This is a genomic window from Nocardia sp. NPDC003726 (assembly GCF_053586955.1).
Map to the genome: position 1 here is coordinate 72,061 of NZ_JBSFNF010000011.1, position 25,642 is coordinate 97,702.

20 protein-coding genes and 1 pseudogene are annotated in these 25,642 nt (G+C 69.2%); 12 read left to right on the forward strand and 9 right to left on the reverse strand.

Annotated elements, in window-relative coordinates:
- Positions 1-54: 54 nt before the first annotated feature.
- The 4 genes from ACWDMM_RS17095 (at position 55) to ACWDMM_RS17110 (ending at position 3,934) form a co-directional block, all read left to right on the forward strand.
- Positions 55-1,344 (forward strand): AI-2E family transporter, encoded by a 1,290-nt coding sequence (locus ACWDMM_RS17095; protein WP_195080950.1) that lies wholly within the window; start codon positions 55-57, stop codon positions 1,342-1,344.
- The gene (gene macS / locus ACWDMM_RS17100) at positions 1,304-2,497 is read left to right on the forward strand and encodes a MacS family sensor histidine kinase (RefSeq protein ID WP_195080949.1); all 1,194 of its coding nucleotides are present in this window, start codon (positions 1,304-1,306) and stop codon (positions 2,495-2,497) included. Before ACWDMM_RS17095 ends, macS begins: the two co-directional genes overlap by 41 nt.
- Before the next feature lie 16 nt (positions 2,498-2,513).
- Positions 2,514-3,179 carry a response regulator gene (locus ACWDMM_RS17105; protein ID WP_195080948.1) on the forward strand — a complete coding sequence of 222 codons (666 nt, stop codon included), beginning with the start codon at positions 2,514-2,516 and terminating at the stop codon, positions 3,177-3,179.
- 119 nt (positions 3,180-3,298) lie between these two features.
- The gene (locus tag ACWDMM_RS17110) at positions 3,299-3,934 is read left to right on the forward strand and encodes a DUF1707 SHOCT-like domain-containing protein (RefSeq protein ID WP_195081048.1); all 636 of its coding nucleotides are present in this window, start codon (positions 3,299-3,301) and stop codon (positions 3,932-3,934) included.
- Positions 3,935-3,942: 8 nt separating this feature from the next.
- Here ACWDMM_RS17110 and ACWDMM_RS17115 read toward each other — a convergent pair whose 3' ends face one another.
- On the reverse strand, positions 3,943-5,055 hold the full coding sequence (locus ACWDMM_RS17115) for an alkene reductase (protein WP_449938280.1): 1,113 nt from the start codon (positions 5,053-5,055) through the stop codon (positions 3,943-3,945).
- A 65-nt stretch (positions 5,056-5,120) separates the two neighbouring features.
- Here ACWDMM_RS17115 and ACWDMM_RS17120 point away from each other — a divergent pair, with 65 nt between their 5' ends.
- Positions 5,121-5,489 carry a MerR family transcriptional regulator gene (locus ACWDMM_RS17120; RefSeq protein WP_195080946.1) on the forward strand — a complete coding sequence of 123 codons (369 nt, stop codon included), beginning with the start codon at positions 5,121-5,123 and terminating at the stop codon, positions 5,487-5,489.
- On the opposite strand, the gene ACWDMM_RS17125 is transcribed toward ACWDMM_RS17120, so the two are convergent.
- Positions 5,486-6,676 (reverse strand): helix-turn-helix domain-containing protein, encoded by a 1,191-nt coding sequence (locus ACWDMM_RS17125; protein ID WP_357109661.1) that lies wholly within the window; start codon positions 6,674-6,676, stop codon positions 5,486-5,488. The genes ACWDMM_RS17120 and ACWDMM_RS17125 overlap by 4 nt on opposite strands.
- 345 nt (positions 6,677-7,021) lie before the next feature.
- On the opposite strand from ACWDMM_RS17125, the gene ACWDMM_RS17130 reads away from it, so the two are divergent.
- Together ACWDMM_RS17130 and ACWDMM_RS17135 are read left to right on the forward strand one after the other, a co-directional pair.
- Positions 7,022-7,489 carry a hypothetical protein gene (locus ACWDMM_RS17130; RefSeq protein ID WP_323124616.1) on the forward strand — a complete coding sequence of 156 codons (468 nt, stop codon included), beginning with the start codon at positions 7,022-7,024 and terminating at the stop codon, positions 7,487-7,489.
- A 934-nt stretch (positions 7,490-8,423) separates the two neighbouring features.
- Positions 8,424-10,103, forward strand: a complete 1,680-nt coding sequence (locus ACWDMM_RS17135; RefSeq protein ID WP_449938285.1) for a DUF2339 domain-containing protein — start codon at positions 8,424-8,426, stop codon at positions 10,101-10,103.
- Positions 10,104-10,351: 248 nt separating this feature from the next.
- Here the strand turns inward: ACWDMM_RS17135 and ACWDMM_RS17140 are convergent, their stop codons facing one another.
- The 4 genes from ACWDMM_RS17140 to ACWDMM_RS17155 are packed head-to-tail and all read right to left on the reverse strand — an operon-like array spanning position 10,352 to position 16,324.
- The gene (locus ACWDMM_RS17140; protein ID WP_449938287.1) at positions 10,352-13,381 is read right to left on the reverse strand and encodes an MMPL family transporter; all 3,030 of its coding nucleotides are present in this window, start codon (positions 13,379-13,381) and stop codon (positions 10,352-10,354) included.
- Complete coding sequence (locus tag ACWDMM_RS17145; RefSeq protein WP_039802982.1) at positions 13,381-14,109, reverse strand: NYN domain-containing protein; 729 nt, start codon at positions 14,107-14,109, stop codon at positions 13,381-13,383. Before ACWDMM_RS17145 ends, ACWDMM_RS17140 begins: the two co-directional genes overlap by 1 nt.
- Complete coding sequence (gene trmB, locus ACWDMM_RS17150; protein ID WP_195080942.1) at positions 14,106-14,918, reverse strand: tRNA (guanosine(46)-N7)-methyltransferase TrmB; 813 nt, start codon at positions 14,916-14,918, stop codon at positions 14,106-14,108. Before trmB ends, ACWDMM_RS17145 begins: the two co-directional genes overlap by 4 nt.
- Before the next feature lie 59 nt (positions 14,919-14,977).
- Entirely contained in the window at positions 14,978-16,324 is a 1,347-nt protein-coding gene (locus ACWDMM_RS17155) for a lipase family protein (RefSeq protein WP_449938291.1), read from the reverse strand.
- Between the two features lie 151 nt (positions 16,325-16,475).
- Here ACWDMM_RS17155 and ACWDMM_RS17160 point away from each other — a divergent pair, with 151 nt between their 5' ends.
- The 4 genes from ACWDMM_RS17160 (at position 16,476) to ACWDMM_RS17175 (ending at position 22,084) form a co-directional block, all read left to right on the forward strand.
- Positions 16,476-17,258 (forward strand): SDR family oxidoreductase, encoded by a 783-nt coding sequence (locus ACWDMM_RS17160; protein WP_195080940.1) that lies wholly within the window; start codon positions 16,476-16,478, stop codon positions 17,256-17,258.
- Between the two features lie 68 nt (positions 17,259-17,326).
- On the forward strand, positions 17,327-18,460 hold the full coding sequence (locus ACWDMM_RS17165) for a hypothetical protein (protein ID WP_357109656.1): 1,134 nt from the start codon (positions 17,327-17,329) through the stop codon (positions 18,458-18,460).
- Positions 18,447-20,033 carry a hypothetical protein gene (locus ACWDMM_RS17170; protein ID WP_449938294.1) on the forward strand — a complete coding sequence of 529 codons (1,587 nt, stop codon included), beginning with the start codon at positions 18,447-18,449 and terminating at the stop codon, positions 20,031-20,033. Before ACWDMM_RS17165 ends, ACWDMM_RS17170 begins: the two co-directional genes overlap by 14 nt.
- A 218-nt stretch (positions 20,034-20,251) precedes the next feature.
- Positions 20,252-22,084 (forward strand): phosphoenolpyruvate carboxykinase (GTP), encoded by a 1,833-nt coding sequence (locus ACWDMM_RS17175; RefSeq protein ID WP_195080938.1) that lies wholly within the window; start codon positions 20,252-20,254, stop codon positions 22,082-22,084.
- A 222-nt stretch (positions 22,085-22,306) separates the two neighbouring features.
- Here ACWDMM_RS17175 and ACWDMM_RS17180 read toward each other — a convergent pair.
- The 3 genes and pseudogenes from ACWDMM_RS17180 to ACWDMM_RS17190 form a co-directional block, all read right to left on the reverse strand.
- Positions 22,307-22,627, reverse strand: a pseudogene (locus tag ACWDMM_RS17180) (TrmO family methyltransferase domain-containing protein); the annotation flags it as partial.
- 140 nt (positions 22,628-22,767) lie between these two features.
- The gene (locus ACWDMM_RS17185) at positions 22,768-23,532 is read right to left on the reverse strand and encodes a hypothetical protein (RefSeq protein ID WP_357109647.1); all 765 of its coding nucleotides are present in this window, start codon (positions 23,530-23,532) and stop codon (positions 22,768-22,770) included.
- A gap of 175 nt (positions 23,533-23,707) precedes the next feature.
- Positions 23,708-24,460 carry an HD domain-containing protein gene (locus tag ACWDMM_RS17190; RefSeq protein WP_195080936.1) on the reverse strand — a complete coding sequence of 251 codons (753 nt, stop codon included), beginning with the start codon at positions 24,458-24,460 and terminating at the stop codon, positions 23,708-23,710.
- A 103-nt stretch (positions 24,461-24,563) separates the two neighbouring features.
- Between ACWDMM_RS17190 and ACWDMM_RS17195 the strand changes: the two genes are divergently transcribed.
- Positions 24,564-25,520, forward strand: coding sequence for a GlxA family transcriptional regulator (locus tag ACWDMM_RS17195; RefSeq protein ID WP_195081045.1), 957 nt, complete (start codon positions 24,564-24,566; stop codon positions 25,518-25,520).
- Positions 25,521-25,642 lie beyond the last annotated feature (122 nt).

Here is a 25,642-nt window from a genome sequence, read left to right on the forward strand (position 1 = left end):
CGTGCGCGGGCTGAGGACGGACTACGTCCGACAGTACACATTAGGCTCACGGAGGTGAGCGAGGCGAAGCCAAGTCCAGAGCGGAAAATCACGCTGTCGCGGCCCGCCGCGGAGACGGTGCATCCGATCGTCCGGGTGTCGGCGGAGTGGGGCTGGCGACTGCTGGTGTTGTTCGCGCTGGGGCTCGCGGTCACCGCGATCGTGCAGAAATTGGCCACCGTGGTCATTCCGCTCGCCATCGCGCTTTTGGCGGCGGCGCTGCTGGCGCCGCTGGTGGATTGGATGCAGCGCTTGGGCGTTCCACGCGCGGTCGGCGTGTTCGTGGCGCTGGTCGGGTCGATCGGCGTGGTCGCGGGCATCATGACCTTCGTCGTGGAACAGTTCGTCGCCGGTGTGCCGCAGCTGTCGAACAAGTTCACCGACAGCATCCATCAGATCCAGGACTGGCTGATCAACGGCAGGCTGCATCTGAGCAACGAGCAGATCCGCAACGCGGGCGACGCCATCGTCAAGGCGATCCAGTCCAATCAGGACAGCCTGACCAGCGGCGCGCTCACCACGGCGACCGTGATCGGCGAATTGCTGACCGGGACGTTCCTGACGCTGTTCATCCTCATCTTCTTCCTCTACGGCGGCGATCAGATCTGGGAGTTCGTCACCAGGATCGTGCCGACCGACCACCGCGAGCGGGTCCGCACCGCAGGGCGGCTCGGGTTCGGCACGCTGGTCGGATTCGTCCGCGCGACCGTCGTGGTCGCCGCGGTGGACGCCATCGGCATCGGCGCCGGGCTGGCCATTCTCGGCGTGCCCTTGGCGCTGCCGCTGGCCTCGCTGGTGTTCATCGGCGCGTTCATCCCGATCATCGGCGCGTTCCTGGCCGGGTTCATCGCGGTGTTCATCGCGTTGGTGACCAAAGGCCTGGTCACCGCGTTGATCGTGCTCGGCATCATCATCGCGGTGATGCAGCTCGAAGGCCATGTGCTGCAACCGCTGCTGCTGGGCCGGGCAGTCAGCATCCATCCGCTGGCGGTGGTGCTGGCGATCACGGCGGGCGTGGTGATCGGCGGGATAGCCGGCGGTCTGCTCGCGGTGCCGTTCGTGGCGGTGATGAATACGGCGATCCGGTCGTTGCTGGAAGGTCCCGAGGAGCTGTACGGCGAACTGAACACCGGCGATGACCATCGCGGGCTGTATTCGGCCGATCCGGATCGGCCCGAGGCCGGTCGGTTCGACGTGGCCGCGACGCTGCTCGAGGCGACGAAGAAGCGGGCGACGGATTCGGCACAGCGGAAGGCGGACTCCGATGACGGCGCGCAAGCCGGCGAAGGCACGGAGCAGGACTGAGCTGCCATCGGCCGATGTGGCGACCACGCCGCTGTGGCGCGCCGCGCAGGCGTTGCGGCTGGTCACACTGTTGTACGCGGTCGGCCAGCAGATCGCCTCGGCGCCGTACTACACCAACCAGCGGCTGAGCTGGGTGCTCATCGCGTTGATGGCGGTGTGGTCGGGCGCTTCGGCGATCATGCTGTCGCAGTGGCACTTTCCCGAGGTGGCCCGGCTGCGCACCTGGGTGGTGATCGGCGACCACGTGGTGGTGATCGGGCTGATGGCCGCCACCCGCCTGGTCGCCGATTACGGCTGGTACCACGGACATCAGACGCTGCCGACCACGCTGTGGGCCACCAACGCCGTGATCGGCGCTGCGATCCTGCGCGGACCGTTCGCCGGCGTGCTGTCCGGCGCCTTGATCGCCGCGGTGTCGCTGACGGTGCGGGATCAGTGGGGCGAGGACGTGTGGACGGACGCGACGGTGCCGGTGCTCGTCTCCGTGGGGCTCGCGCTCGGCTTGGCCGCCAACACCGCGCGCCGCGCCCAGGACCAGCTGGAGCAGGCGGTGCGCCTGACCGCGGCGGCCGAGGAGCGCGAGCGGCTGTCGCGCGAGGTGCACGACGGGGTGTTGCAGGTGCTCAGCTACATCAAGCGCCGCGGCAGCGAAATCGGCGGACCGACGGAGGAATTGGCTCTGCGCGCCGGTGAGCAGGAGGTGGCCCTGCGGGTGCTGATCACCGAGCAGGCCGATCACCGCGACGCGGGTGGGGCCGAGGTCGACCTGCGGCCGCTGCTGACCGCGCAATCCACGCCTACGGTGTCGGTGTCGACGCCCGGCGATCCGGTGCCGGTCGGCCGCTGGATGGCGAACGAGATCGCCTCGGCCGTGGCCACGGCGTTGTCCAATGTGGAACTGCACGCCGGGCCGGATGCGCGAGCATATGTGCTACTGGAGGACACCGGCGACGAATTGGTGATCAGTGTGCGCGACGACGGCGTCGGCATCCCGCCCGGACGGCTGGCCGAGGCGGAAGCCGAAGGGCGCATGGGCGTTTCCCGGTCCATCGTGGGGCGGATCGCGGCCCTCGGCGGCAGCGCGGACCTGCTCACCGAGATCGACGGCGGGGTCGGGTTCGGCACCGAATGGGAATTCCGGGTGCCCAGATGACAGACGGGAGGCGCGGATGACCGGCCAGGCGGACGGGTCCATTGCGGTGATGGTGGTGGACGACCACCCGATGTGGCGGGACGGCGTCTCCCGCGACCTCACCGAAGCCGGATTCCGGGTGACGGCCACGGCCGACGGCGTCGCCGCGGCGAGCAGGCGCGCCGGGGCGGTGCGGCCGGACGTGGTGTTGATGGACATGCAACTGCCCGACGGCAACGGGGCACAGGCGACGGCCGAGGTGCTGCGGGTGTCGCCGCACAGCCGGGTGCTGGTGCTCTCGGCCTCGGCCGAGCGCGACGACGTGCTGGACGCGATCAAGGCGGGCGCATCCGGTTATCTGGTCAAGAGCGCGTCGGCGGCCGAACTGATCGACGCGGTGCGCGCCACCGCGGCCGGTCAAGCGGTGTTCACGCCGGGGCTGGCCGGACTCGTGCTCGGCGAGTACCGGCGGATGGCGACCACGCCCGCGCGCCCCGACGAGCCGCACCGGCCCGCGCTCACCGAGCGCGAGACCGAGGTGCTGCGGATGGTGGCGAAAGGACTGTCCGCCAAGCAGATCGGGACGAGGTTGGGGCTCAGTCACCGCACGGTGGAGAACCACGTCCAGGCGACGCTGCGCAAATTGCAGTTGGCGAACCGGGTCGAGTTGACCCGCTACGCCATCGAACAGGGGCTCGAGTGATCCGCCGGGCGCTTCGGAATCAGGGATCGCCCTGATGCGCCCGTGGCGGCCTGCTCGGTAACCTCGATCGCATGGGTGGGCCCGAATCGGTATCGAATGCGGTCGGCTCCGGCGGCGCGGTGGGCGACCGGGAACTGCGCGTGTCGGACGCCGAGCGGGAACACGTCGGTCAACTGCTGCAACGCGCGGTCGGCCTCGGCATGCTCTCGCTCGGTGAGTTCACCGAGCGGATGGACACCGCGCTGGCCGCCAAGACCCGCGGCGAGTTGAACGCCGTTCTCATCGACCTGCCCGGCGTCCGCCTGGTCGGGCAGCCTGCCGCGCCGCCGTCCACCTTCGTGAACTCCTCGCCCGCTTTCACCAGGCAGGCGCCCGCCGCGAACGGCGCGGGCAACGTGATCCGCTCGCGGTTGTCCGGGGTGAGCCGTCGCGGCCCGTGGCAGGTGCCGCCCACGCTGTTTCTGAACAACTGGCTGTCCGGCGTGACCTTGGACTTCACCGAGGCGATCATGTCCACCCAGGTGGTCGAGGTGCGCGTCGACGATTTCGCCGGTTCGATCACCCTGATCGTGCCCGCGGAGGCCACCGTCGACCTGAACGGGCTGGAGCTGATCGGTTCCAGCGTGACCAACAAGGTCCGCACCGGGCCGCCGATCGGCCCGCTGCACCTGGTCGTGCACGGCAAGATCCGATTCGGCTCGGTCACCGCGAAGCATCCGCTCATGGCGCAGTGGCGCCGGCTGATGGGTCGCTGAACGGCGGGTCAGCCCGCCGCGGGGATCAGGTCGAGCGCCGGGTAGTCGGTGTAGCCCTCCGCGCCGCCCACATACATCAGATGCGCGTCGCGCACCGGGTTCAGCGGCGCGCCGATGCGCATCCGTTCGACCAGATCGGGGTTGGCCAGGAAGGAACGGCCCAGCGAGACCGCGTCCGCTCCGCCGGCGAGCAGGCGCAACGCGGCTTCCCTACCGCCGTCCTCGGGCAGGGGGACGCCCCAGCCCAGATTCGGGTTGGCGACGAGCGCGCCCGGCCACAGCGCCCGGATGCGCCGGAACAGCGGCTGATCGGGGTCGGCGAAGACGTAGTGCAGGTAGGCGAGATCCTTGCCGGCCAGCGCCGAGACGAGTGCCGGATAGATGTCCTCGGTGTCGCCCTCATCGATGCCGTTCACGGAAACTCCGGGGGAGATCCGCACACCGACGCGCTGCGCGCCGATCGCGTCGGCCACCGCCTCGACCACCCGCACGGTGAAACGGATGCGGTTGACCACCGTACCGCCGTAGGAGTCGGTGCGCTGGTTGGTGTTCTGCGCCAGGAATTGATGCAGCAGATATCCGTTCGCGCTGTGCACCTCGACCCCGGCGAATCCGGCCGCGATGGCGTTTTCGGCAGCGGCCGCGAAATCGGCGATGGTCGCCTCGATATCGGCGGCGGACATCTCCAGCGGAACGACGGCATTCTGCGCCCCACTAGGCGTGTGGATGGGCTCGGGCAGTGGAACAGGCGACGGCGCGACCGGGATCGACCCGCTGTTGTCCGGATGACCGACCCGGCCACCGTGCTGGAGTTGCAGGAACATTCGCCCGCCCGCCGCCGCGACAGCGCCGGTGACCTCCCGCCAGCCCGTCACGTGCGCGTCGGTGTAGATGCCGGGGATGTTCGCGTAGGTCTGCCCCACCCGGTTCGGCGTGGTCGCCTCGGCGATGATCAGGCCCGCGCTCGCGCGCTGTGCGTAGTAGGTCGCCATGAGCGGAGACGGCGTGCCGTCGGCCGCGGCGCGGTTACGTGTCATCGGTGCCATCACGAGTCGGTGCGGCAGCGCGAGGGGGCCGAGAGTCACGGGCTGGAAAAGGGCGGAAGCCGCTGCGTTCGTCATGACATTACGGTAAAACTTGACACCAATGTGAGATTCAAGCCCGAGGGTGAAAGGCCAGGTGACGGATGCGGATCGGGGAACTCGCCGAGCGCACCGGCGTGAGTGAACGGTCGCTGCGCTACTACGAGGAGCAGGGCATGCTGGCCTCCGATCGCACTCCCGGCGGTCATCGCGACTATCCGGAGCGGGCGGTGGACCGCGTCATCCATATTCAAGAGTTGCTCGCGGCGGGACTCACCAGCAAGAAGATCGCGCGCATCCTGCCGTGCATGCGCGACGCGGACGGCGGTCCCAACGAGTACGCCACGCCCGCGCTGGTCGCCGAGCTGCACACCGAGCGCGAACGGATCACCCGCACCATCAACGATCTCCTGCGCTCGCGCGAGGTGCTGGACGAGGTGATCGAACGGGCCGGGGAACGCCCGGCGTCCTAGGTGTTCACCCCGATCCTGCGGGCGAACGCGCGCAGCGGCACCTTGCGGTCGTGGTCGAGCAGTTCGGACACGATATGGCGGGGCAGGGTCTGGTATTTCAGCCAGTCCGCGCCGCCCACCCGCTCCGCCGTGAGCAAGGCGTCCAGCGCGTGCTGGTGCCTGCCGGTGCGGGTCAGCGCGACCGCCGTGTCGGCGAGGTGCCTGGCCCGGGACGTCTGCGGCAGACTGCCGTTGACCGGCATCTCCTTGGCGGCGGCCAGCGCCTCCGGGTAGCGCTCGGAAGAGACGTTGACATCCACCGTCTGCATGACGACCTGCGAAGGGCCGAAATACGTTTCGTAGTCCTGCCGGTCCGTGCCGATTCGCAGGGCGACCTCGCTGGCCGCCTGTACCAGGGACAACGCGTCGTGCACGTCCTGGGCTCGGCCCGCGGCGGTCGCGCCCTGCAACACCAGCGAGCCGTAGGCGGACAGATGAGTCGGCGTGACGTCGCCGGAGGGCTCGAGGGTCGCGGCCGCGTTCAGCGCCACGCCGCGGGACTCGTCGTAGCGGCCCTGCACCAGCAACTGCCAGGCCACCGAACCGCGGATGGTGGCCAGCAGCAGGGGATCGTCGCCCAGCTCGGCGGCGTTGAGCGCCTGCCGGATGGCGAGGAAGGCGGGATCGGTTTGGCCGAGATGCACCAGCGTGCATCCGGTTACCCAGTACATCCTGGCCAGCAACTCATTGGCGGGGGCGACCGAACCGTTGCGCGCGGCATGCACGGTGGCGCGCAGCTGGGTCAATCCGGGCGGAAGGATCGAGGTCAGCAATTCGTAGCGGCCCGACCAGTAAGCGCCCCAGGCGTATTCGACCGCGCGCCGGCCGTCGTCGAGACTGACCGCCTCTTCTTCCCTGGTCTCGCCGAGCAGGTCGTCGACCGGCGTCAGCGCGCGGCGGATGGCCACGATGCCCGCGTCCGGATTGGTGGACGGCACGCCCTGGCGTTTGCCGATCAGATCGGCGATGTCCACGTCCAAGGCGCGCGCGATCTTCTGCAAGCTGGCGATGGACGCGGTTTGGCGGCCCCCCTGCTCGAGTTTGCGCACCAGATCAACGCTGACCCCCGCCTGGTCGGCGAGCTGGCGCTGCGTGAGCGCCTTGCCGCGGAACTGGCGGATCCGAACTCCGATCGACGATTCGTCCATACCCAAGTCCTTTTGTTAAATCTGGGTTTCAGAGTACGACGCTATGTTATCTGCGACTACCGAAGTGGGACATTGCGTACGACTCGTTCGCTGCGGGTTGGAATACCGTTGCCTTTCTGCAACTTTGACTGCAAAGGGCGGCGGCGATGAAAACCATGCCGATGAACACCGTCCAGGCCGCGCGCGCCGATCGCGTGTGGCGGCCTGACGCTCGGACCCAACGACCGGCGCGCCACCGCGCGATGCGATCGGCACGTCTCGTCAGCGCTCCGCTGGCAAATATGCGCGACGAGCGCGGGTTGCTACACCGAAAGTCCGTCATTTCGACCGGATTCGGCTACTGCGATGCGGAGTGAAGCGATGTTCGAGGGCTGTCACGACCCCCATGAAGTCGCGCAGCTGCTGCGGCATACCTACGGGCTTCCGGTTCAGCTGCTCGCCGGACGCCCGACCATCACCACCGGCTCCATCCTGGGCGCGATCGTCATGCCGCCGGAGCTGGGGCGCAAGGTGCTCGTCCAGCTGGACCGCAACCACACCGCGCCCGTCATCGCCGATCCGGGTGAGCGCACGTGGACCTTTCTCGTCACGCCGCCCAGCCCCGCTCGGCCGGTCGAGGTCGCGGTCCGGCGCTGCCTCGCCGGACACGGGGTCACCGTGGTTCCCGGCGGTCGCATCGTCCTGCTGCCCAGCTCCGATTCGTCGCTCGGCTGGCATTGGGCGGGCGAACCCGCGCCGGGCGTGCTGCGCATGCCGCCGCGCGCCGCGGTGATCGATGCCGTGCACGAGGTCATCGGATTGCGCGCCTACTGACCACCTGGCGCGACCGGTCCGCATCCGACTGCCCGGGTGCGGGCCGGTCGGGCGGGTAGAACCCGCCCGTCTACCAGGGGTAACTACTCATGCCCGCGCGCGTCGCGATGACCAGCATGAAGTCATGACCACCTCCATCGACCCGGTGCTGCTCGCGCGGCTCTCCGGCGAGTTCACCACGCTGGGGACGCAGCTGGGCGCGCTCGGGCGCGATCTGCGGCTGTTACGCGAGCAAGTCGTCGCGGACAGCTCGGTGCGCCCGTCCGCATCTGGCGCGCCGGGTGCGGACGGGCCCGGAGAAGCGCATCCGACGTCGGACAGGCCGGGTGTGCCGGGCGCCGAAGCGGTACGTGCGGCGGGGTCCGCGGCGACGGCTGCGGGCGAGCCTGGATCGCTGCGGGGGTTGGCGTCCGACACGCTGGGTGCCGACGTTCCCGGGGATGTACGTGGATCGGTATCCGACCCGTCGGGTGCTGGTGTGTCCCCGGCGGCACGCGGGTCGGTGGCCGACGCGACGGGTGCGTCCGCGAGTGAGGCGCCGCACGGGTCGACGGGCGGTTCTATCTCGCAATCGTCGGTACTCCCTGGGACTGGCAGTCATGCGCTCGGGTCTACTCCCGAATCCGTACGCTCTGGCGCAGGGCCGGTGTCGAGTGGGCGCGGTGCACCCGCTGGTGGCGGGTCCGCGGGGACAGCGTCGAGTGGGACCAATGTGCCCGCGAGTGGGTTCGGGGAGTCGGGACGCGTGCCGTCCGGGGCGATACCGCCGGTGCCGCCGTCGTGGCCGGGTCGAGTACCGCCGGCCGGGGTGCCGGTTCCTCCGCAGCCCGCGTACGTTCCGCGTTACGCCGCGCCAGGCGGTGGCTGGGGTGGCGCTGCGTGGCCGCCGAACACGTGGGGGCCGGTGCCGGGCGCGGTACCGCCTCGTCCGCCGATGCCGCCGCGCCCGGGGTCGCCGGTGCCGCACACGCCGTGGTGGCAGCGGGACGGGGTGATCAGCCGGATCTTGGCGCTGGCCGGTGTCGCGGTGACGCTGATCGGCGTCGCGATGCTGCTGGTTCTGGCCGCGCAGGCGGGCTTCTTCGGGCCGGTGCCGCGGGTGGTCGCGGGTGCGGCCTTCTCCGCTGGGCTGGTCGTCACGGGCGTGCGGGTCTTCCGGCGGGTCGGCGGGCGGGTCGGCGGTATCGCACTGGCGGCCACCGGCATCGCGGGCGCCTATCTCGATGTCGTCGCGGTGACCGCCATCTACCACTGGCTGCATCCGGTGTTCGGGCTCGCCGTCGCCCTGGGTGTCGCCGCCGGAGGCGTCGGTTTGGCGATGCGGTGGCGCTCGCAGCCTTTCGCGGCGCTGGTGGTGCTCGCCGCGGCGGCGCTGTCTCCAGTGGTGACCACGCGACCGGTGCTGCTCGCGTTCCTGATCGTGTTGCAGTCGGCCTGCGTGCCGGTGCAGTCGGCGCGGGACTGGCCCTACCTGCATGTGGCGCGCACATTGCCCGCTGTGCTGGCGACATCGGTGTTCGTCGCGGGTGTGGTGCTCGGTACTCCCTCCGCCGGAGAGCGCACCTGGGTGCTCGTGGCCGCTGTAGCGGTGGCGCTGGTCGGAGTCGTCGGGACGATCGTCGTCGTCCGGCACCGGCCTGCCGATCTCACCGCCTCTTTGACGATGGCGGCGGCGGTGGTGCCGATTCTGCTCGCGCCGGGAATGTATTCCGAACGGTTCATCGCGGTATGGGTGGCGTCGATCGCCGCTACTGTGCTCTTGCTCGTCGCCGCGGTGAGCTTGGTGCCGAAAGCGCATGCCATTCTCAACATTCCCGGACACACGGCCCTCGCGGCCGCCGTCGCGGGCTCGATCGCGCTGCTCGAGGCGTGTGTCGGCGCGACCGACACACAGACGCTGCCCACGGCTCTGCTGCTGGTGGCGTTGGTCTTCCTCGGCGTGGCGGGCCAGCGGATGTCCCGCCCGGCGGCGGGCCTCGGCGGTGCGTTCGCGGTGCTCGGCGGCTTGGCGCTGCTGAATGTCGCAAGCCCCGAAATCCTTGCCTCGCAGCATCGTTCGGAGCGCTATCTGGGTATGTCGACCGCGCTCAGCGCGGTGCTGGCCCTCGCGGTGGTCGCGGTGGCGCTGTGGTGCGCGCGGCGGCTGCCGGGCCCGGCAGCGGGCAGCGCGTGGCCGTGGATCGTCGCGAGCGTCGCCGGACTGTACGCGGTGACCACCACGACGGTCTCGCTCGGCGTCGCGACCGGAACGCCGAACGGGTTCCTCATCGGCCACAGCGCCGCGACCATCCTGTGGATGGCCGCCGCGACCGGCGCCCTCCTGTTCGGACTGCGCGAACTCGCCGACGCACCCGCGGTCGCCAAACTAGCCTTGGGTTCCGGATTGCTGGTCACCGCGGCGGCATTGGCCAAACTGTTCCTCTTCGACCTCGCGACGCTGGACGGCCTCCTCCGCGTCGCCGCCTTCCTCGTCGTCGGCATCCTCCTGCTCCTGGCCGGAACCCGCTACGCCCGAGCCTTCGCCGACGCGGGGACGGGCAGCGAATCCAACGGCCAGGCAACGGCTACCGGAAAGCAGCCGGAAGGGCCCGATGACATCGGCCGGGCAGGCTGACCGGTCGCTGCTATTCGTCGGCGAGGTCGGCACTACGCCCGACGACGATCATCGCCTGCGAACCGAGCCGAATAGGCGCAAGTACGAGTAGCCGGGTGTATTCGACCGCCTGGTGCCCTACCGGCAGTACATCCCGGCGGTGAGCCGGGCCTGCCGGTACCGCGCGGCTAGGTGCGAAAGCTGCGGGTGCTTGGTCCGTTCAGCGCGAACGGCACGGCGTGGCAGCTTTCGCTGTCAGGAGCGACCGCTCACTCCCGCTCGCGGCGGCGCAGTAGTTCGTTCACGCTCACCGTGCGGCCGTCGCCGCCGTGGTGCCTGCCTTCCTCGGGGACCCGGCCGATGTGGCGGCGGGAAGAGCGGAGTTCGGCCATCCAGCTCTCGATGCTGCTGCGGTTGGTGGTGTCCGGTCCGTTGTACGGCTCCGCGGGGGCCTCGGGCTCGGGCGCACGATGCGCGGGACCGTCGGAGACGGCCGAATCCTCGGACGGCAGGCGCGCCGGACGCGGGCCGCTCGGCTCGTGCTGTGCGAGGTCGAGGGTCGGATCCTGCGTGATGCCGGACAGCGGACGTGGTTCCGGGGCGGGGGTCGGGCGCGGGGCGGGCGGCGTGATCGGCGAGACCGCGGGACGCGGGCTGCGTTCGGGAAGAATCACCGAGGGCACACCGGCGTGCGATGCGCTCGGGTCGTGCGGCAGGCCGGTGGGCGGCAACGGTCGCGACCCTGCGGGACCCTGCGGGTTGGCGGGCGGTGACGGCGGCCGCTGCTCCGCCTGGCCCGGCGTCGAGCGCGGATCGTTCGGGACCTGCGAGATTCGCCGGGGCCGAATCGGTTCACCCTGCGGGGGCGTGGGATTGCGCGGCGGCTCCGGACGCTGCCTGCCCGGATCGAGCGGCGGCGGAGCGGGAGTCGGCTGCGGTGCGGGCGAGGGCGGAACCCGGTCCAGCCGCCTGGTCGGCGCCTCGGCCTCGATCTCGGCGACCGTGCGCGGCTTGCGCCTGCGCGGCACTTTGTTTGCGGCGGCGACCGCGGGGATCTGCATGGTCACCGGATCGGTGATCGGCGTGGTCTTCACCAAGTCGACGACATCACCGCCGCCGACGCGCTCGTCGTCGAGAATGGGCTCGCCGAGCCCGACCTTCTCCTGCACCTTCTTCATCCAGGTCGGCGCCCACCAGCAGTCGTCGCCGAGGAGTTTCATGGTGGCCGGGACGAGCAGCATGCGCAGCACGGTCGCGTCGATGAACAGCGCGGCGATCATGCCGTAGGCGATGTACTGCATCATCACCAGGTCGGAGAAGGCGAACGCGCCGGTGACGACGAGCAGGATCAGCGCGGCCGCGGTGATGATCCGGCCGGTCTGCGCGGTGCCGATCCGCACCGCCTCGGTGGTGCTCGCGCCCTGAGCGCGCGCCTCGACCATGCGCGACATCAAGAAGACCTCGTAGTCGGTCGAGAGGCCGTAGATGATCGCGATGATCAGCACCAGCACCGGCGACATGATCGGCTGCGGAGTGAAATTCAACAGCCCGGCGCCGTGGCCGTCGATGAAGATCCAGGTGAGAATGCCGAGCGTGGACCCGAGACCGAGGGCGCTCATCAGCGCGGCCTTGATCGGCAGCACCAGCGAGCCGAAGGTCAGGAACATCAGCAGCGTCGTCACGAACAGGACGAGCGCGATCATCAGCGGCATCCGGCCCAGCAGCGCGCTGATGCTGTCCTTCTGGATCGCGGGCTGACCGCCCACCAGCATGGTGACGCCGTCGGGCAACTCCAGCGAGCGGAGGTAATCGATGGTCGGATCGGCGTCCTCGGAATTGGTGAGCGTGACGGAAGTCTTGTAGATGGTCTTGTCGTTGGGAGCCGTGCTCGGGGGATAAGCGAATTCGCCGGCCAGTCCGGGCGCTTTGCTCGCCTCTTTCACCACCTTGCCGACCTGGGTGGCAAGGCTGGGATCGTCGACGATGAAGACCAGTTCGATCGGGTCGGATTTGCGCAGCGGAAAGATCGTGTCGAACTCTTTCTGCGCCAGCCGGGTCGGATTGTCCGGCGGCAGATACCGCTCGTTGATACCGCCGAAACTGAGGTTCTTCACCGGGATGATCAGCAGCAACAAGATGATGCACAGCGGGATCGCGATCTTGAGCGGATGCTTCATCACCCAGCGGGTGGACTGCCCCCAGAAACCGCCCTCCACCTCGTCGGCGGTCTTCGTCTTGCGGAACCGCTTGAGGCCGAGCATATCGACGCGCTTACCGAGCACCGCCAGCATGGCGGGCAAGACGGTGATCGAGGTCAGCGCCGCCAGCGAGACCGTCGCGATGGCGCCGTAGGCGACCGATTTCAAGAAGCCCTGCGGGAACAACAGCATGCCGCCGAGGCTGGCGACGATCATCGTCGCGGAGAACACCACGGTGCGGCCCGCCGTCATCACCGATCTGCGGACAGCGACCCTGGTGTCATACCCCTCGGCGAGTTCCTCGCGGAACCGGCTCACGATGAACAGGCCGTAGTCGATGGCCAAGCCGAGGCCGATCATCGAGACGACCGGGGAGACGAACGAATTCACTTCGGTGAACTCGGTGATGAAGCGGACGATCCCCCAGGCGCCGATCACGGTGAGACCACCGACGATCAGCGGCAACCCGGCGGCCACGATACCGCCGAAGATGAAGAAGAGCAGGACGGCCACCGCCGGAATGGCGAGGATCTCCATGCGCTTCTGGTCGTCGGCCATGGTGTCGTTCAGCGTGCCCGCCACGGCTTGCAGACCGGTCACCTGCACATCCACGCCGGGGATGAAGAAGACGTTCTTCACCTTCCGGTAGTTGCGCACCATCTCGGTGTCGTTGTCGCCCTTGATGGCGATGGAGGCGAAGGCGTACTTCTTGTCCTTGGAGCCGAAAACCGAGGCTTGAACCGGGATATTCGCGGTGTTCCGCCAGTAGACGCCGTTGATCTGGGTGATCTCGTCGGGATGTTCGCGGGGCAGACTCGTCAGGTTCTCGAGGATCTTGTCGCTGAATTCCGGATCATCGATGGTCTTGCCCTCCGGCGCCGTGTACAACACGATGACGTCGGAGGTGTGATCCCGTGCGAAGGCGCCGTCCTTGATCCGCGCCGCGCGCGCCGACTCCGAGGTCGGATCGTCCCACCCGCTGGAGCTGAGGTGGTCCTCCAACCCGAGGCCGTAGCCACCGAGAGCCAGAAGACCGGCCACGACCACGCCGATGACGGCGAAGCGCAGCCGGTATACCAGATCGCCCCAGCGTGTGAACACTAAGCGACTCCTTGGGCGGGGCGAGAGGTGAGCAGTGCCGACAGCGGCCGGAACGGCTGCAGCCAGGCACCCTCGTCGGGCAGCGAGTCGAGGCTCACCCGGGGCAGCGGTTCACGGAACACGCCCGGAATGTCCTCGAGGTCGATGAATTCGAGAGTATCGGATGTGACGGCCCAACTCGCGTGCTCGCGGAAGCCGAGCACCTGAACCGGCACGCCTTTGGCGGCGAGCGCCTCCAATGGTTCGCGGAACGCCTGGCCGTCGGCGGAGGCCACCATGATGCCGGCCAGACCGGCGCCGCGGCTGCGCAGGGCGATGTGCGCCAGCATGTCGGCGTCGACATCGGAGTCCTCGTCGATCTTCGGCTTGGCGAAGACCGCGTAGCCGACGTTGCGCAGCGCCTCCACCCAAGGCCGCACGACGTCGGCGGTGCCGGGGGCGATGTTGGTGAAGACGGTGGCCTCTGGTTCCACTCGATGCATCGCGCCCACCGACAGTTCGGCGGTGCGGGCCAGCAGCCAGCGGCCGAGCGCGTCGAAACGCGGGCGGTAGGCGGCGGTCGGACGACCGCCGAGAATAGCGCCGAGGCCCATGTCGAGGTTCGGGGCGTCCCACACCAACAGGACGCGGCGCACGTCCGGTCCCGAGCTGCCGAGACCTTCCGCTCCGCCGCCGTGCACCTCCCCGGCAACATCGACCACTTCGTGGGCCATTTCACTGACGCTCATCGGTCGATCTTCCCCCATATGAGCTCTGTGATGGCGCTACCGGCGCGATGTGCCTTGCCTTCGAATTTCGTGACGGGCCGCTCGAAACCGATCGGCGCGGTGTCGCGATGCTCGGCGCTCACCCCGCCCGTCGTCTCGTTCAGGCCGATGAGCAGGGGCTCCGCCATGCCCACCGCGTGGATGTGCTCGGCGTAGCCCGCGTGGTCGGTGGCGACGTGCAGCACACCGCCCGGCTTCAGGCGGCTGGCGATCAGCGCGACCGTCGCCGGTTGCAGCAGCCGGCGCTTGTGATGGCGCGCCTTCGGCCACGGGTCGGGGAAGAACACGCGGACGCCAGTCAGCGACTCTTCAGCAATCATGTTCTCCAGCACGTCGACCGCGTCACCGCGCAGCAGGCGGATGTTGCCGATCCCTTCGCGCTCGACGCGCTGTACCAATTGCGCGAGGCCGGGCTGGTAGACCTCGATGCCGATCAGGTTCAGGTGCGGTTCGGCCTGGGCCATGGCGGCCGTCGCGGTGCCCGTGCCGCAGCCGATCTCGATGACCAGCGGCGCGTCGCGGCCGAACCAGGCGGCCGCGTCCAGCGGCTCGTCGGCGACCTCGCGGCCGATCGATGGCCACATCCGGTCCCAGGATTGCTGCTGGGTCGCGGTCAGCGCGCCCCTGCGCGACCGGAAGCTGGTGACTCGTGGGTACAGGCGGGAGCCGGTCTTGTGCCTCGGTCCGCCCTCGGCCGGAGCCGACGTTGTGGACGGCGGGCCCGGAACTGACTCGGCAGTATGGTTCGCGGCGTCGTTCACGGCGTCCATTGTCCAGCATCCGGCGATCAGTGCGGCAGGCGGTTGCACCCGGGCCGCTGAGCAGGCGGTCAGGCGGCGCGCGCGGGCGCGATCCTCGGCACGGTCGGCCGTTGCTGACGCAGCGGTCTTCCGAGTGCGACCTTGGCCGCGGTCACCGCCATCTCCAGCAGTCCGCGCACGCCCGAAGGCGAGGCCGCGACCGACCACACGGTGCTGTCGCCGACTTCGCTCACCGGTTGCCCGGCGAACCGGTCTGCCAGCCAATCCAGACTGATCGGCGTGGACAGCGGCAGCAGCGAGAAATGCTCGCTGAGCCGGTCGCGCACGTAGGTCACCGCGGCGCCGCCGCGGCGGTAGCGGTCCACCTGGCCGTCGACGCCATCGATGTGGATCACCTGGTCGTGGATGGGTTGCACCACCAGCAACGGGCACGCGGGCGTGGTGTTGCCCAGCCGCAGGTCGTCGAACATCGCCCGCAGCTGCGGAGTATCGAGCACTTCGGCGAGCGGCCGGTCGAGGAAGTCGTCCACCTTCTTGCCCGCGAGCCCGAGGATCGCGCCGACCGGCGTGGCGTTCTCCGCGCGGACGACGAACCGGTGGCCTTCCGGGCTGAGTTCGTTGTCGATCAGCGAGCTCAACGCGGGGTACAGCCTGCGCAGGGCGGCGATGACGATGGCGGGCAGGCCGGCGTACGGCGTGCCGTTGAGCCGGTCGAAGACCTGGCGCGGGTCGCCGACCGGGGCCCCGAGCACCGCGCCGACGATGTCGAGCTCCGGGGCGTAGGCCGGCGCCATCTCGACCGCCCACGAGCTGGCCATGCCGCCGCCGGAGTAGCCCCACACCGCGACGCGGGTGTCAGGGCCGAGCCCGAGCGGGCCGAAACGCAGGGCGGCGCGGATGCCGTCGAGCGCGCGGTAGCCGGGCTCGCGCGGCGCGCCGAAGTTCCCGTGCGGTCCCTCGTGGTCGGCGATGCTCACCGCCCAGCCGCGCCGCAGCGCGTTCGCGACCAGGAGCCATTCGAGCTGGGTGATCGAGCCGAGGGCCCGCGCGCCGTGGCGCAGGGCGTAGGACGGGGAGCACTTCTCGGTCACCGCGTCCATCGCGGTCTGGAAGGCCAGCAGCGGGCGATCCTCGTCCGGCTCCGCGTCGATCGGCAGCAGCGCCGTGGTGACGGCCGCTTCCGGCGCGCCGTGCAGATCACAGCTGCGGTACAGTAGCTGCCAGGCCGAGACCTGCTGCGGGACAACCCCGAACAGCGCCACCTCGATCTTCCTGCTGCGCAGGATGGTGCCGGGCGCTTTGGCCGCGAACCCTTTGGGCGGTCGATGGAACGGGTCCGCGCTCGGCAGCAAGGGCTTGCGCTCCGCGGGACAGGCCGGCTCCGGGTCGACAGCGCCGATGACGTTCGCGGTCATCGCAACCTCCTCATCGTCGAGGTCGGTTGCCGCATGCGAAAGTTCAAGCTGCGCACCGGTTATGGCGCCGACCACTTCAGCAGGGTAAGTGACCGACCGGGCCTGTGGGAACCCCGCGGTACACGGCGTTCCCGGCACTAGACTCCCCGGCATGGGCAGACCGACAGTATTCATCACCGGCGCGGCGTCCGGTATCGGGCGGGCCACGGCCTTGCTTTTCGCTGCGCAGGGATACCAGGTCGGGGCTTACGACATCGATGAGGTCGGGCTGACCAGGCTTTCCGGTGATATCACAGCCAAAGGTGGCGCAGTGCACACCGGGGTGCTGGATGTGACGAACGCCACGCAGTGGGCGGAACGGCTCGCGGAGTTCCACGCCGCGGCGGGACGGCTGGACATCCTGGTCAACAACGCGGGCATCCTGCGCGCCGGGCCGTTCGAGGAGATCGACCTCGCCGCGCATCGGGCGATCGTGGAGGTCAACGTGCTCGGCGTGCTCACGGGCACGCACAGCGCGTTCCGCTATCTGCGCGACACCCCTGGTGCGCAGGTGGTCAACCTCTGCTCGGCGTCGGCGATCTACGGCCAGGCCGAACTCGCCAGTTACGGCGCCAGCAAATCCGCGGTCAAGAGCTTCACCGAGGCGCTCGACCTGGAGTGGGAGCGCCACGACATCCGGGTGCTCGCGATCTGGCCGATGTTCGTGGACACGGCGATGGTGGACGGCGTGACGACCGGGACCACGAAGTCGCTCGGCGTGCGGCTGACCGCCGACGACGTCGCCGCCGGGATCTGGGAGGCCACCCGCAAGCGCGCGAGGCTGCCGAAGGTGCACTACGAGATCGGCGCGCAGGCGAAGGTGCTGGCGACGGTGGGCAAATACGCCCCCAACTGGGTGGTGCGCACCGCGAACAAGTACTTCAGTGGCAGCTGAGCCGTCGAACCTGTCCCGCGCGCCGTCTTCTGACAGAATTGCGCACCGTAAAAGGGGGTGTGCGCAGCATGCAGGCAGCCACTGATTCCGATGGGCCGTTGCGGGAGCGCGGCGTGCCCACCTCCGCACACGATCAGCTCGACAAGCTGCTGGCCGAACTGCGCTTCGGCACGGGGCGCGATCCGCAGATCGGGTACGCCGCGGCGGCGGCCGTCAGCGCGTGGCGCAAACCACCGCGCATCCAGGTGACCGGACGCGCGCACGCGGGACGGACCACGGTGCTGCACGCGCTCGCGCTGATGTCGGCGGTGGAGACCGATCCGGTGGACCGGCCGGGAGCGCCCGACCCGGAACTCGACGCCGACATCGTCGTCTACGTGCTGTCGGCCGCGCCGACGCCGGCCGACCGCAGGGTGCTGGCCGCGCTGCCGCCGCAGCGCGCGATCGCGGTGCTGAACAAGGCCGACGCGGTCGGTTCCCGCTGGGGCGACGCGGTGGCGGCCGCCCAGCAGTACGGCAGGGAGCTAGGAGTTCCGGTGGTTCCGGTGGTCGCCTCGCTGGCCACGCGAACGAGGGCGGGCGCGCTGACCGAGGCCGAGCTGGACCTGTTGCGCAAACTGGCGACCGAAGCCGACGCGGCGCTGCTGCTCGCGCCGGACCTGTTCGTCGGGTCGGGGCCGGACGCCGCCGAGCGCGCGGAACTGCTGCGCCGCTGGGATCTGTACGGCGTGGCCTGCGCCTGCACGGCCCTGCGGCACGATCCGGATCTCACTCCGCAGGCGCTGCTGCAGATCCTGCACGCGGCCAGCGGCATCGACGCGCTGCACCAGGTGCTGCACCGCCGCTACGAGCAGGTCTCCGCGCTGCGCGGCGGCGAGCTGCTCGACGAGCTGGCCCGCCTCGCCGCCCGCGCGGTGCCGGAGGAGGGCGGTCGGGCGCGCGACCTGCTCGAGTCCTATCTCAACAGCGACGACGCCGTCTGGCTCGGGCTCTGCGCGGGGCTCGCAGGGCCCGACGTGGCCCATCTCGCGGCCGGATACTCCGCGCCAGCGCCTTCCGACGCCGACGACGCGCTGGCCCGCGCCGCGCGCTGGCGCGCCGTCGTCACCAGCGATATGCCCCCTGCCGCCCGCCGCGCCGCGTTGCGCGTGCACAACGGCTACATCCGACTATGGGAACGGATGAGCAGTGCCGGTCTCTGAGCCTCCGGAATCCGCGGCGGCGAGTGCGTCCGCCGAGATGGTCGCGCCGTCTCGCCCCGGGGGCGCGCCCGCCGACGGCGAGCCGGACGCCGCCGCAACACTCGGCCCCGAACTCGCGGCCGTGGTGCAGCGATGGAATCCGCAGGGAATGGCGCTGCTGCGCGCGGTGCGCGACTCCGGCTCCGCGGGTGCGGTCACGGTGATCGGTCCGGCCGACGTCAACACGACCTTGTTGCGCACCGAGCTGGCCCGGTTCGAACCGCGCCTCACGCTGTCGGAGCCGCGCGCCGACGCGGTGCCGGGGCCAGAGACCGCTCCGCCGGCGGTGGCGCTGATCCTGCTCGACGCGGGCACCATCATCGGCGCGGACACGCTCGGGGCGATCGACCGGTTGCGCGCGGACGGCACCCGCCTGCTGCTGGCCATGAACGGCATCCACGCCCACCAGGACTGGCAGTCGGTGCGGGAGCGCGACCTGGAACTGCTCGCCGCGGTGGGCGCGGGCGATCTGGATATCGTGCCGGTCTCGGCGCGGCTCGCGGCCGCCGCACGCACCGCGGGCGACGCCGGGCTGCTCGATCGCTCCGGTGTCGGCGCACTGCACGCCCAGCTCACCGCCGCGGCCGCCGCGGGCGGTGACCGGCAGGGCGCGGTCGTCGGCCGGGTCCTCGCCGACACCCGCCGGCGGGTGGCCGAGCAGGTGGCGGTGCTGCGCTCCGGCGCCGAACCGGCCCGGCTGCGCGAGGCGCGCGCCCTCCTGCTCGCCGGTCGCGACGGCGGGCGAGCCACCGCCATGTCCACCCTGCGCGGGCAGTTGCACCTGGCCAGGGTGGACCTGATGACCGAGATCGGCGCGAACATCCGGGCGCTGCACACCGCCGTGCGCGCCGAGCTCGACCGGCTGAGCCGCGCCGAGCTCGGCGGCTATCCCGCTCGGCTGCAGCAGTACGTCACCGAGCTGACCGGCGCTCTGGATCACGTCATCGACCAGCGCATCGCCGAACTGAGCGCCCGGATCGAGAGCACGGATCGGGGTTCGCCGACGCGGCGGCGCGATCCCGCGCCTCGGGTCGGTCCGGATCCCGAACCCCGCCATCGAGGTGTCGAAGATCACCTTATGATCGCGCTCGGCGCGTCGGCCGGTGTCGGCCTCGGTCGCCTGCTGGTTGCTCCGTTCTCCCTCGTACCGGCCTTGGACGTCGCCAGCGTGCCGGTGACGCTGCTGCTCGGCGGCGGTGCCGCGGCGTGGGTGGTCCGGGCCCGCCGCCAGTTGGCCGATCGAGCGCACATCCGGCAATGGATCGCCGACGCGCTGGTCAATGTAAAAGCGCAGCTCGAGCAACGCGTGGTGACCGCACTCGTGGAAGCGGAGACCGTTCTGGCAGATCACGTGGTCCAGGCAAGCGCCGCGCGAATGGTCGAGACGGATCGCAGGGTGGCCCAGTTGGAGGCCGAATTGCGCCGGATGGCGGCCGAGCAGCCGGGGCAGCTCGCCGCATGCGAGCGAGATGTCCGAGTCCTCGATCGCTGGATCTCGCCTGTTGAAACGAGCGAGCAATTGGGTACACAGTGAGGAACCCGATACCGTACCGGCCGTCACATCGCGTTAACCTCTATTCAGGAACTTGGGCGTCCGCTAAGTCCTGATCTGCCGCCCTCCTGGGGTGCGCGTTCGACCGGTCGGAGCGGGCGCCTTCCCGCCAACGGTGGCGCTCGGTGCATTCGCGCTGGTCATGGGCCTTGGGCCAGGTGGCGAAGCATCGAATAGCCACCCATCTCAGGAGAGTTTTCATGACGTCAGCGACCATTCCTGGTCTTCGTGGATCCGACGGCAAGGCGCCGACCGAGCACAGCGAACTACTCGCCTGGGTACAAGAAGTCGCCGAACTCACCCAGCCGGATCGAGTGGTGTGGGCGGACGGCTCCGACGAGGAATGGGAGCGGCTCACCGAGCAGCTCGTCGCGGCGGGGACGTTCAAGCGCTTGGACGAGAAGAAGAAGCCGAACTCCTTCCTCGCCCTCTCCGATCCCTCCGACGTGGCCCGGGTGGAGTCGCGCACCTTCATCTGTTCGAAGACCGAGGCCGACGCGGGCCCGACCAACAACTGGGTCGACCCGGCCGAGATGCGCGCCACGATGACCGAGCTGTACCGGGGCTCGATGAAGGGCCGCACCATGTACGTGGTGCCGTTCTGCATGGGTCCGCTCGGCGCCGATGACCCGAAGCTGGGCGTGGAGATCACCGACTCCGAATACGTCGTCGTGTCGATGCGCGTGATGACGCGCATGGGCGCCGCCGCCCTGGAGAAGCTGGGCGCCGACCGCCCGTTCGTGAAGGCGCTGCACTCCGTGGGCGCGCCGCTGGCCGACGGCCAGGCCGACGTGCCGTGGCCGTGCAACGACACCAAGTACATCACCCACTTCCCCGAGGACCGGGAGATCTGGAGCTACGGCTCCGGCTACGGCGGCAACGCGCTGCTCGGCAAGAAGTGCTACTCGCTGCGGATCGCCTCGGCGATGGCCCACGACGAGGGCTGGCTGGCCGAGCACATGCTGATCCTGAAGCTGATCTCCCCGGAGAACAAGGCCTACTACATCGCCGCCGCGTTCCCCAGCGCCTGCGGCAAGACCAACCTCGCGATGATCCAGCCGACCGTGCCGGGCTGGCGCGCGGAGACCCTCGGCGACGACATCGCCTGGATGCGCTTCGGTAAGGACGGCCGCCTCTACGCGGTGAACCCCGAGTACGGCTTCTTCGGCGTCGCGCCGGGCACCAACCGCAGCTCCAACCCGAACGCCATGGCCACCGTGGAAGCGGGCAACACCGTCTACACCAACGTCGCGATGACCGACGACGGCGACGTGTGGTGGGAGGGCCTGGAAGGCGAGCCCGATCACCTGATCGACTGGAAGGGCAACGACTGGTACCTGCGGGAGACCGAGACGCTGGCCGCCCACCCGAACTCCCGCTACTGCACGCCGATGGCGCAGTGCCCGATCCTGGCCCCCGAGTGGGACGACCCGCAGGGCGTGCCGATCTCGGCGATCCTGTTCGGTGGCCGCCGCAAGACCACCGTCCCGCTGGTCACCGAGTCCTTCGACTGGCAGCACGGCGTGTTCATGGGCGCGACGCTGTCGTCCGAGCAGACCGCGGCCGCCGAGGGCAAGGTCGGCACCGTGCGCCGCGACCCGATGGCCATGCTGCCGTTCCTCGGCTACCACGTCGGCGACTACCTGGGCCACTGGATCAACGTCGGCAAGAACGCCGACGCGGCCAAGCTGCCGAAGATCTTCTACGTCAACTGGTTCCGCCGCGGCGAGGACGGCCGCTTCCTGTGGCCCGGCTTCGGTGAGAACTCCCGCGTGCTGGAGTGGATCATCGGCCGCATCGAGGGTTCCGCCGAGGCCGAGGCGACCGCGATCGGCAACGTGCCGACCGCCGCGCAGCTCGACCTGGACGGGCTGGATGTCGATCCCAAGGACGTCGACGAGGCGCTCGCCGTGAACGCCGACGAGTGGCGCAAGGAGATCCCGCTGATCGAAGAGTGGTTCGAGTTCGTCGGTGACAAGCTGCCTTCCGGCGTGCGCGACGAGTTCGAGGCGCTCAAGCAGCGTCTGGGCTGACACTCCACCCAAAGTAGCACCTCGCCCGTGCCATCTGACAGATGGCACGGGCGATTTGTTCTGCGAGACAAAGGTTTGCGCGCAGTGAACAGGGTCGAAGCAAGCGCCCGTCTCAACTGACCCGAGTAGCGCTTCCGTGCTCGTCCAGAAGTAGTCTTCGAGCATTTCGGTGGACCACGGGGCTTGCTGGACCTCTCCTCGGGGGCCGAATTCCGCGAACCACGGCTTGATGTCCAGCACAGGCGTGCCGTCTACCGCATCCAGCTCGGCTACGTGCAGGTCGAGACCGTCGACTCGGAGCAGCCGGGTGCGGGACACGCCGAGCCAGTTGACGCGTCGCGTGTTGCGATGTCCGAAGATGCCGACCTTCGGCCACTCGGGATTGGCACAGGCACTGCGCGCGCCGAGACCCGCGAAAACGGTGGGTTCGCGAGCACAGAGAGTACACCACAGAAGGAAACCGTCGTATCGACCAGGCGCGGGTGTATACCGAGCGTGGCGAACTGCATTCACCGAATACGAGTCCGGCCGCGTCGATGACACGAAAGAGATTCACAAGCAAATTGCCATAGACCGGCATCTGCTCCAGACGTGGGCATGCGCTGGGCGTCCAGCGTGGCGGCACCGGGCACGGGCAGGACCGCGCGCGTGGAATATCGCGCGACCGGTGACTTCGGAGCTGGTTACAGGATTCCGAGGGCTTCGAGTTGGTCCAGGATTTCCGACACTTGGGTGTGCATAGATTTCATGCTCGCGATGAGCGGCACATCGTCGTCGGTGTCCGGAATATTGATGACGACGGTTGCCCGGAGTCTTTTGTTGTAGGTGAGCTGGGACTGCGTGACGCCGGGGTTGAGCCGCAGGCGGAAATGCTTGAAGACGGCTCCTGGCACGAGTTCGTGTACCGCTGACTCCGGGGTGTCTACTATTTCGTAGTCATCTGACCGTGCGAAGATGAGCTCGGTTCTGAATTGGTTGCTGACCTTCAGTCGGCAGTGCCGGTCGCGGTTGGTCAATTCGCGGAGAAGGCCGAGCGGGTGGTGTGTCGGCAAGGGATCGCAAAAAGGCTGATGGCGGAGAATCAGGGCTGTGGTGACGGCGTCGAAAATCTCTTCGACATATATCTCCTCGCCCTTGCTGTTCGTATTGCTCAGCATAATGGGAAACTGCTCGGCATGCGGATGGACAGCGCGGTCGAGCGCGGCTCGCAGGTTGGCGAGTGCATCGCCCGTGATCAGCGCCCATTCGTCGGGCGCGTCGGACATGCCGACCGCCGCTACTTCGCAGTCGATCTCGTTTTCGTCTTCGATACTCGGGGAAAAGTCGACCCGGACTTCGACCTCATTCGCGTCCTGGTATTCCGAGACAATGCGTGCGAGGTCGTCGATGTGGTGCCACGCGCGCGCGAGCTTCAGCCGTGCGCTTGCGATGCCGGTGACACCGTTCATGACATCGAGCATACTCACACCGAGAGGGTTTGCCCAGTGAAAAGGGCGGCAGCATTATTCACCTACCCGCGGGAATTATGCGGAAATAGGTGTCCGGTCGAGCCGAACTGATAGCCGCTGAAAACAGAAAGCGCCGATGCGGAAAAGTCGGATTGCTCAGTAGTGCGGAGCCACTTTATTCGGCGAACGGCGACATCTTGACCATGATCTGGAAACCCGCTCCGTTCAGCCAGTGGATCCGGCCCTCCGGCATCGCCTTCCCCTCCGCCCGGAAGGCGGCGGCAACGTGCCGTTTGAATTCCAGTCGCGGGTGGCGGCGCAGCAGTTCGGCGACCCATTCCCGGTCCAATTCCGCCAGTCGCGCCCCGAGCACATCCACCGAGGCGCCCGCGGAGACGAATCCGCCGGGTTCGCCGAGATCGTCGGCGACGCCGGGGGTGAGGTGGGCGGCGATCGCCGCGCCGATCGCTTCGGCACGTTCCGGCGGCGCGCCTGCGCCCAGTGCGAGAGCGACGGCCCGCTCGCCGCCGACCACGGCGAAACACCGGCCGGGCGTGGGACTTTCGAGTTGCAGGTCGTGCAGCAGGCAGGAGACGTAGACCAGTTCGTCGTCGTAGGCGGCGCCGTCGAGATCGGCCAGGACCCGGCCGAAGTAGTAGGTCCGCAGCGAATGGTTCAGCATGTGCGGCGACAGCGACTCGCGCGCCTCGGTCTCCGCCGCGACGGCGAGCGCGGAATCGGGCAACCGCAGGCCGGCGAACTCCAGGTTTCCGCGCCCACGCCTGCCCAGCGCCAGCCGGACCCGGTCGGTCATCATGGCGGGCAGCGTGCGGGCGGTCGCGACGGCCAACCTGCGGCGTTGCTCTTTCGACAACGCGCCGCCGGTGCTGGTGGCCCAGGTCCAGTCGAGGCCCGTCGGTGCGGCCACGATGCCCTCCTTCTGATCGGAACTCGGTGTGCATCGAGTCAAGCGGGCGTGCGGAGCCGCCGCGAGTGGCGGGAATGACAGTATCGCTCGGATTTCTGCCAAACTGGGGACGATGAAGCAAGTGGTGGCGCTCGCGCTGGACGGCGTGATGACCTTCGACCTGGCCTGCGCGGTGCAGGCCTTCCGGCACGGGCCGGGCAAGACGGGCGAGCCGTCCGGGTTCGAGATGCGGACCTGTGGGTTGCGTGCCGGGCCGGTATGGACACCGAACGGCTTCGAACTGCGGGTGGACCACGGCTTGGAGGCGTTGGCGGAAGCCGACGTCGTCGTCGTGCCGGGCATCTGCATCCCGACGCTGCCCACCCCGCCGGAGGCGCTGACCGCGTTGCGCGGCGCGGCGGAGCGCGGCGCCACCATGGTGAGCATCTGCGTCGGCGCGTTCGTCCTGGCCGAGGCCGGGCTGCTGGACGGGCGACCCGCGACGACGCACTGGGCTTATCGCGGCGAGTTCGCCGAGCGGTATCCGGCGGTGAAACTGGACCCGACGGCCCTGTACGTCGACGACGGTGACGTGCTGACGTCGGCCGGGCTGTCCGCGGGCCTCGACCTGTGTCTGCACATCGTCCGCAAGGAGTTGGGCGCGCACGCGGCGGCGGAGCTGGCGCGGTGGAATGTCACCGCGCCACACCGGGAAGGTGGTCAGGCGCAATACATTCCGGAACCACAGCGGGTGCGTGCCGACGGCGGGCTGGCCGCCACGTTGGCGTGGGCGGTGGCGAACCCCGCTGCGGCGGTGGATGTTTCGGCGCTCGCCGCGCACGCGCTGATGAGCGAGCGCACCTTCGTCCGGCGTTTCAAGGCGGAAGTCGGCACCACGCCGCGGCGGTGGCTGGATGCCCAGCGCACCGCACGAGCACGCGAACTTCTGGAAACCACACGTTTGCCAGTGGAAGTCGTCGCGGCGAAGGCCGGGTTCGGCAGCGTCACCGCGCTGCGGGTGCACCTGCGTGCGGCGACGGGCGCCACGCCGGCCGCGTATCGCCGGTCGCTGGGTCGGTGAGCGCGTCGCTATGAATCGACCGGCTCGGCGAATGCCGTTGCGGTGGCACTGATTCGGTCCTGCTGCCCTCGGCGCTGCGAGGACGTGCCCCTGAGGTGGTGTCCCAAGTCACACCGGAGTCG

Excerpts from the sequence above, each read along its gene's own strand:
- ACWDMM_RS17130 (WP_323124616.1), top strand. The coding sequence starts at position 7,022 with ATGCGGAGTGAAGCGATGTTCGAGGGCTGTCACGACCCCCATGAAGTC.
- ACWDMM_RS17125 (WP_357109661.1), bottom strand. The coding sequence starts at position 6,676 with ATGGACGAATCGTCGATCGGAGTTCGGATCCGCCAGTTCCGCGGCAAG.
- ACWDMM_RS17175 (WP_195080938.1), top strand. The coding sequence starts at position 20,252 with ATGACGTCAGCGACCATTCCTGGTCTTCGTGGATCCGACGGCAAGGCG.
- ACWDMM_RS17160 (WP_195080940.1), top strand. The coding sequence starts at position 16,476 with ATGGGCAGACCGACAGTATTCATCACCGGCGCGGCGTCCGGTATCGGG.
- ACWDMM_RS17165 (WP_357109656.1), top strand. The coding sequence starts at position 17,327 with ATGCAGGCAGCCACTGATTCCGATGGGCCGTTGCGGGAGCGCGGCGTG.
- macS (WP_195080949.1), top strand. The coding sequence starts at position 1,304 with ATGACGGCGCGCAAGCCGGCGAAGGCACGGAGCAGGACTGAGCTGCCA.
- ACWDMM_RS17105 (WP_195080948.1), top strand. The coding sequence starts at position 2,514 with ATGACCGGCCAGGCGGACGGGTCCATTGCGGTGATGGTGGTGGACGAC.
- ACWDMM_RS17120 (WP_195080946.1), top strand. The coding sequence starts at position 5,121 with ATGCGGATCGGGGAACTCGCCGAGCGCACCGGCGTGAGTGAACGGTCG.
- ACWDMM_RS17145 (WP_039802982.1), bottom strand. The coding sequence starts at position 14,109 with ATGAGCGTCAGTGAAATGGCCCACGAAGTGGTCGATGTTGCCGGGGAG.
- ACWDMM_RS17135 (WP_449938285.1), top strand. The coding sequence starts at position 8,424 with ATGCCGCCGCGCCCGGGGTCGCCGGTGCCGCACACGCCGTGGTGGCAG.
- trmB (WP_195080942.1), bottom strand. The coding sequence starts at position 14,918 with ATGGACGCCGTGAACGACGCCGCGAACCATACTGCCGAGTCAGTTCCG.
- ACWDMM_RS17115 (WP_449938280.1), bottom strand. The coding sequence starts at position 5,055 with ATGACGAACGCAGCGGCTTCCGCCCTTTTCCAGCCCGTGACTCTCGGC.
- ACWDMM_RS17185 (WP_357109647.1), bottom strand. The coding sequence starts at position 23,532 with ATGAACGGTGTCACCGGCATCGCAAGCGCACGGCTGAAGCTCGCGCGC.
- ACWDMM_RS17155 (WP_449938291.1), bottom strand. The coding sequence starts at position 16,324 with ATGACCGCGAACGTCATCGGCGCTGTCGACCCGGAGCCGGCCTGTCCC.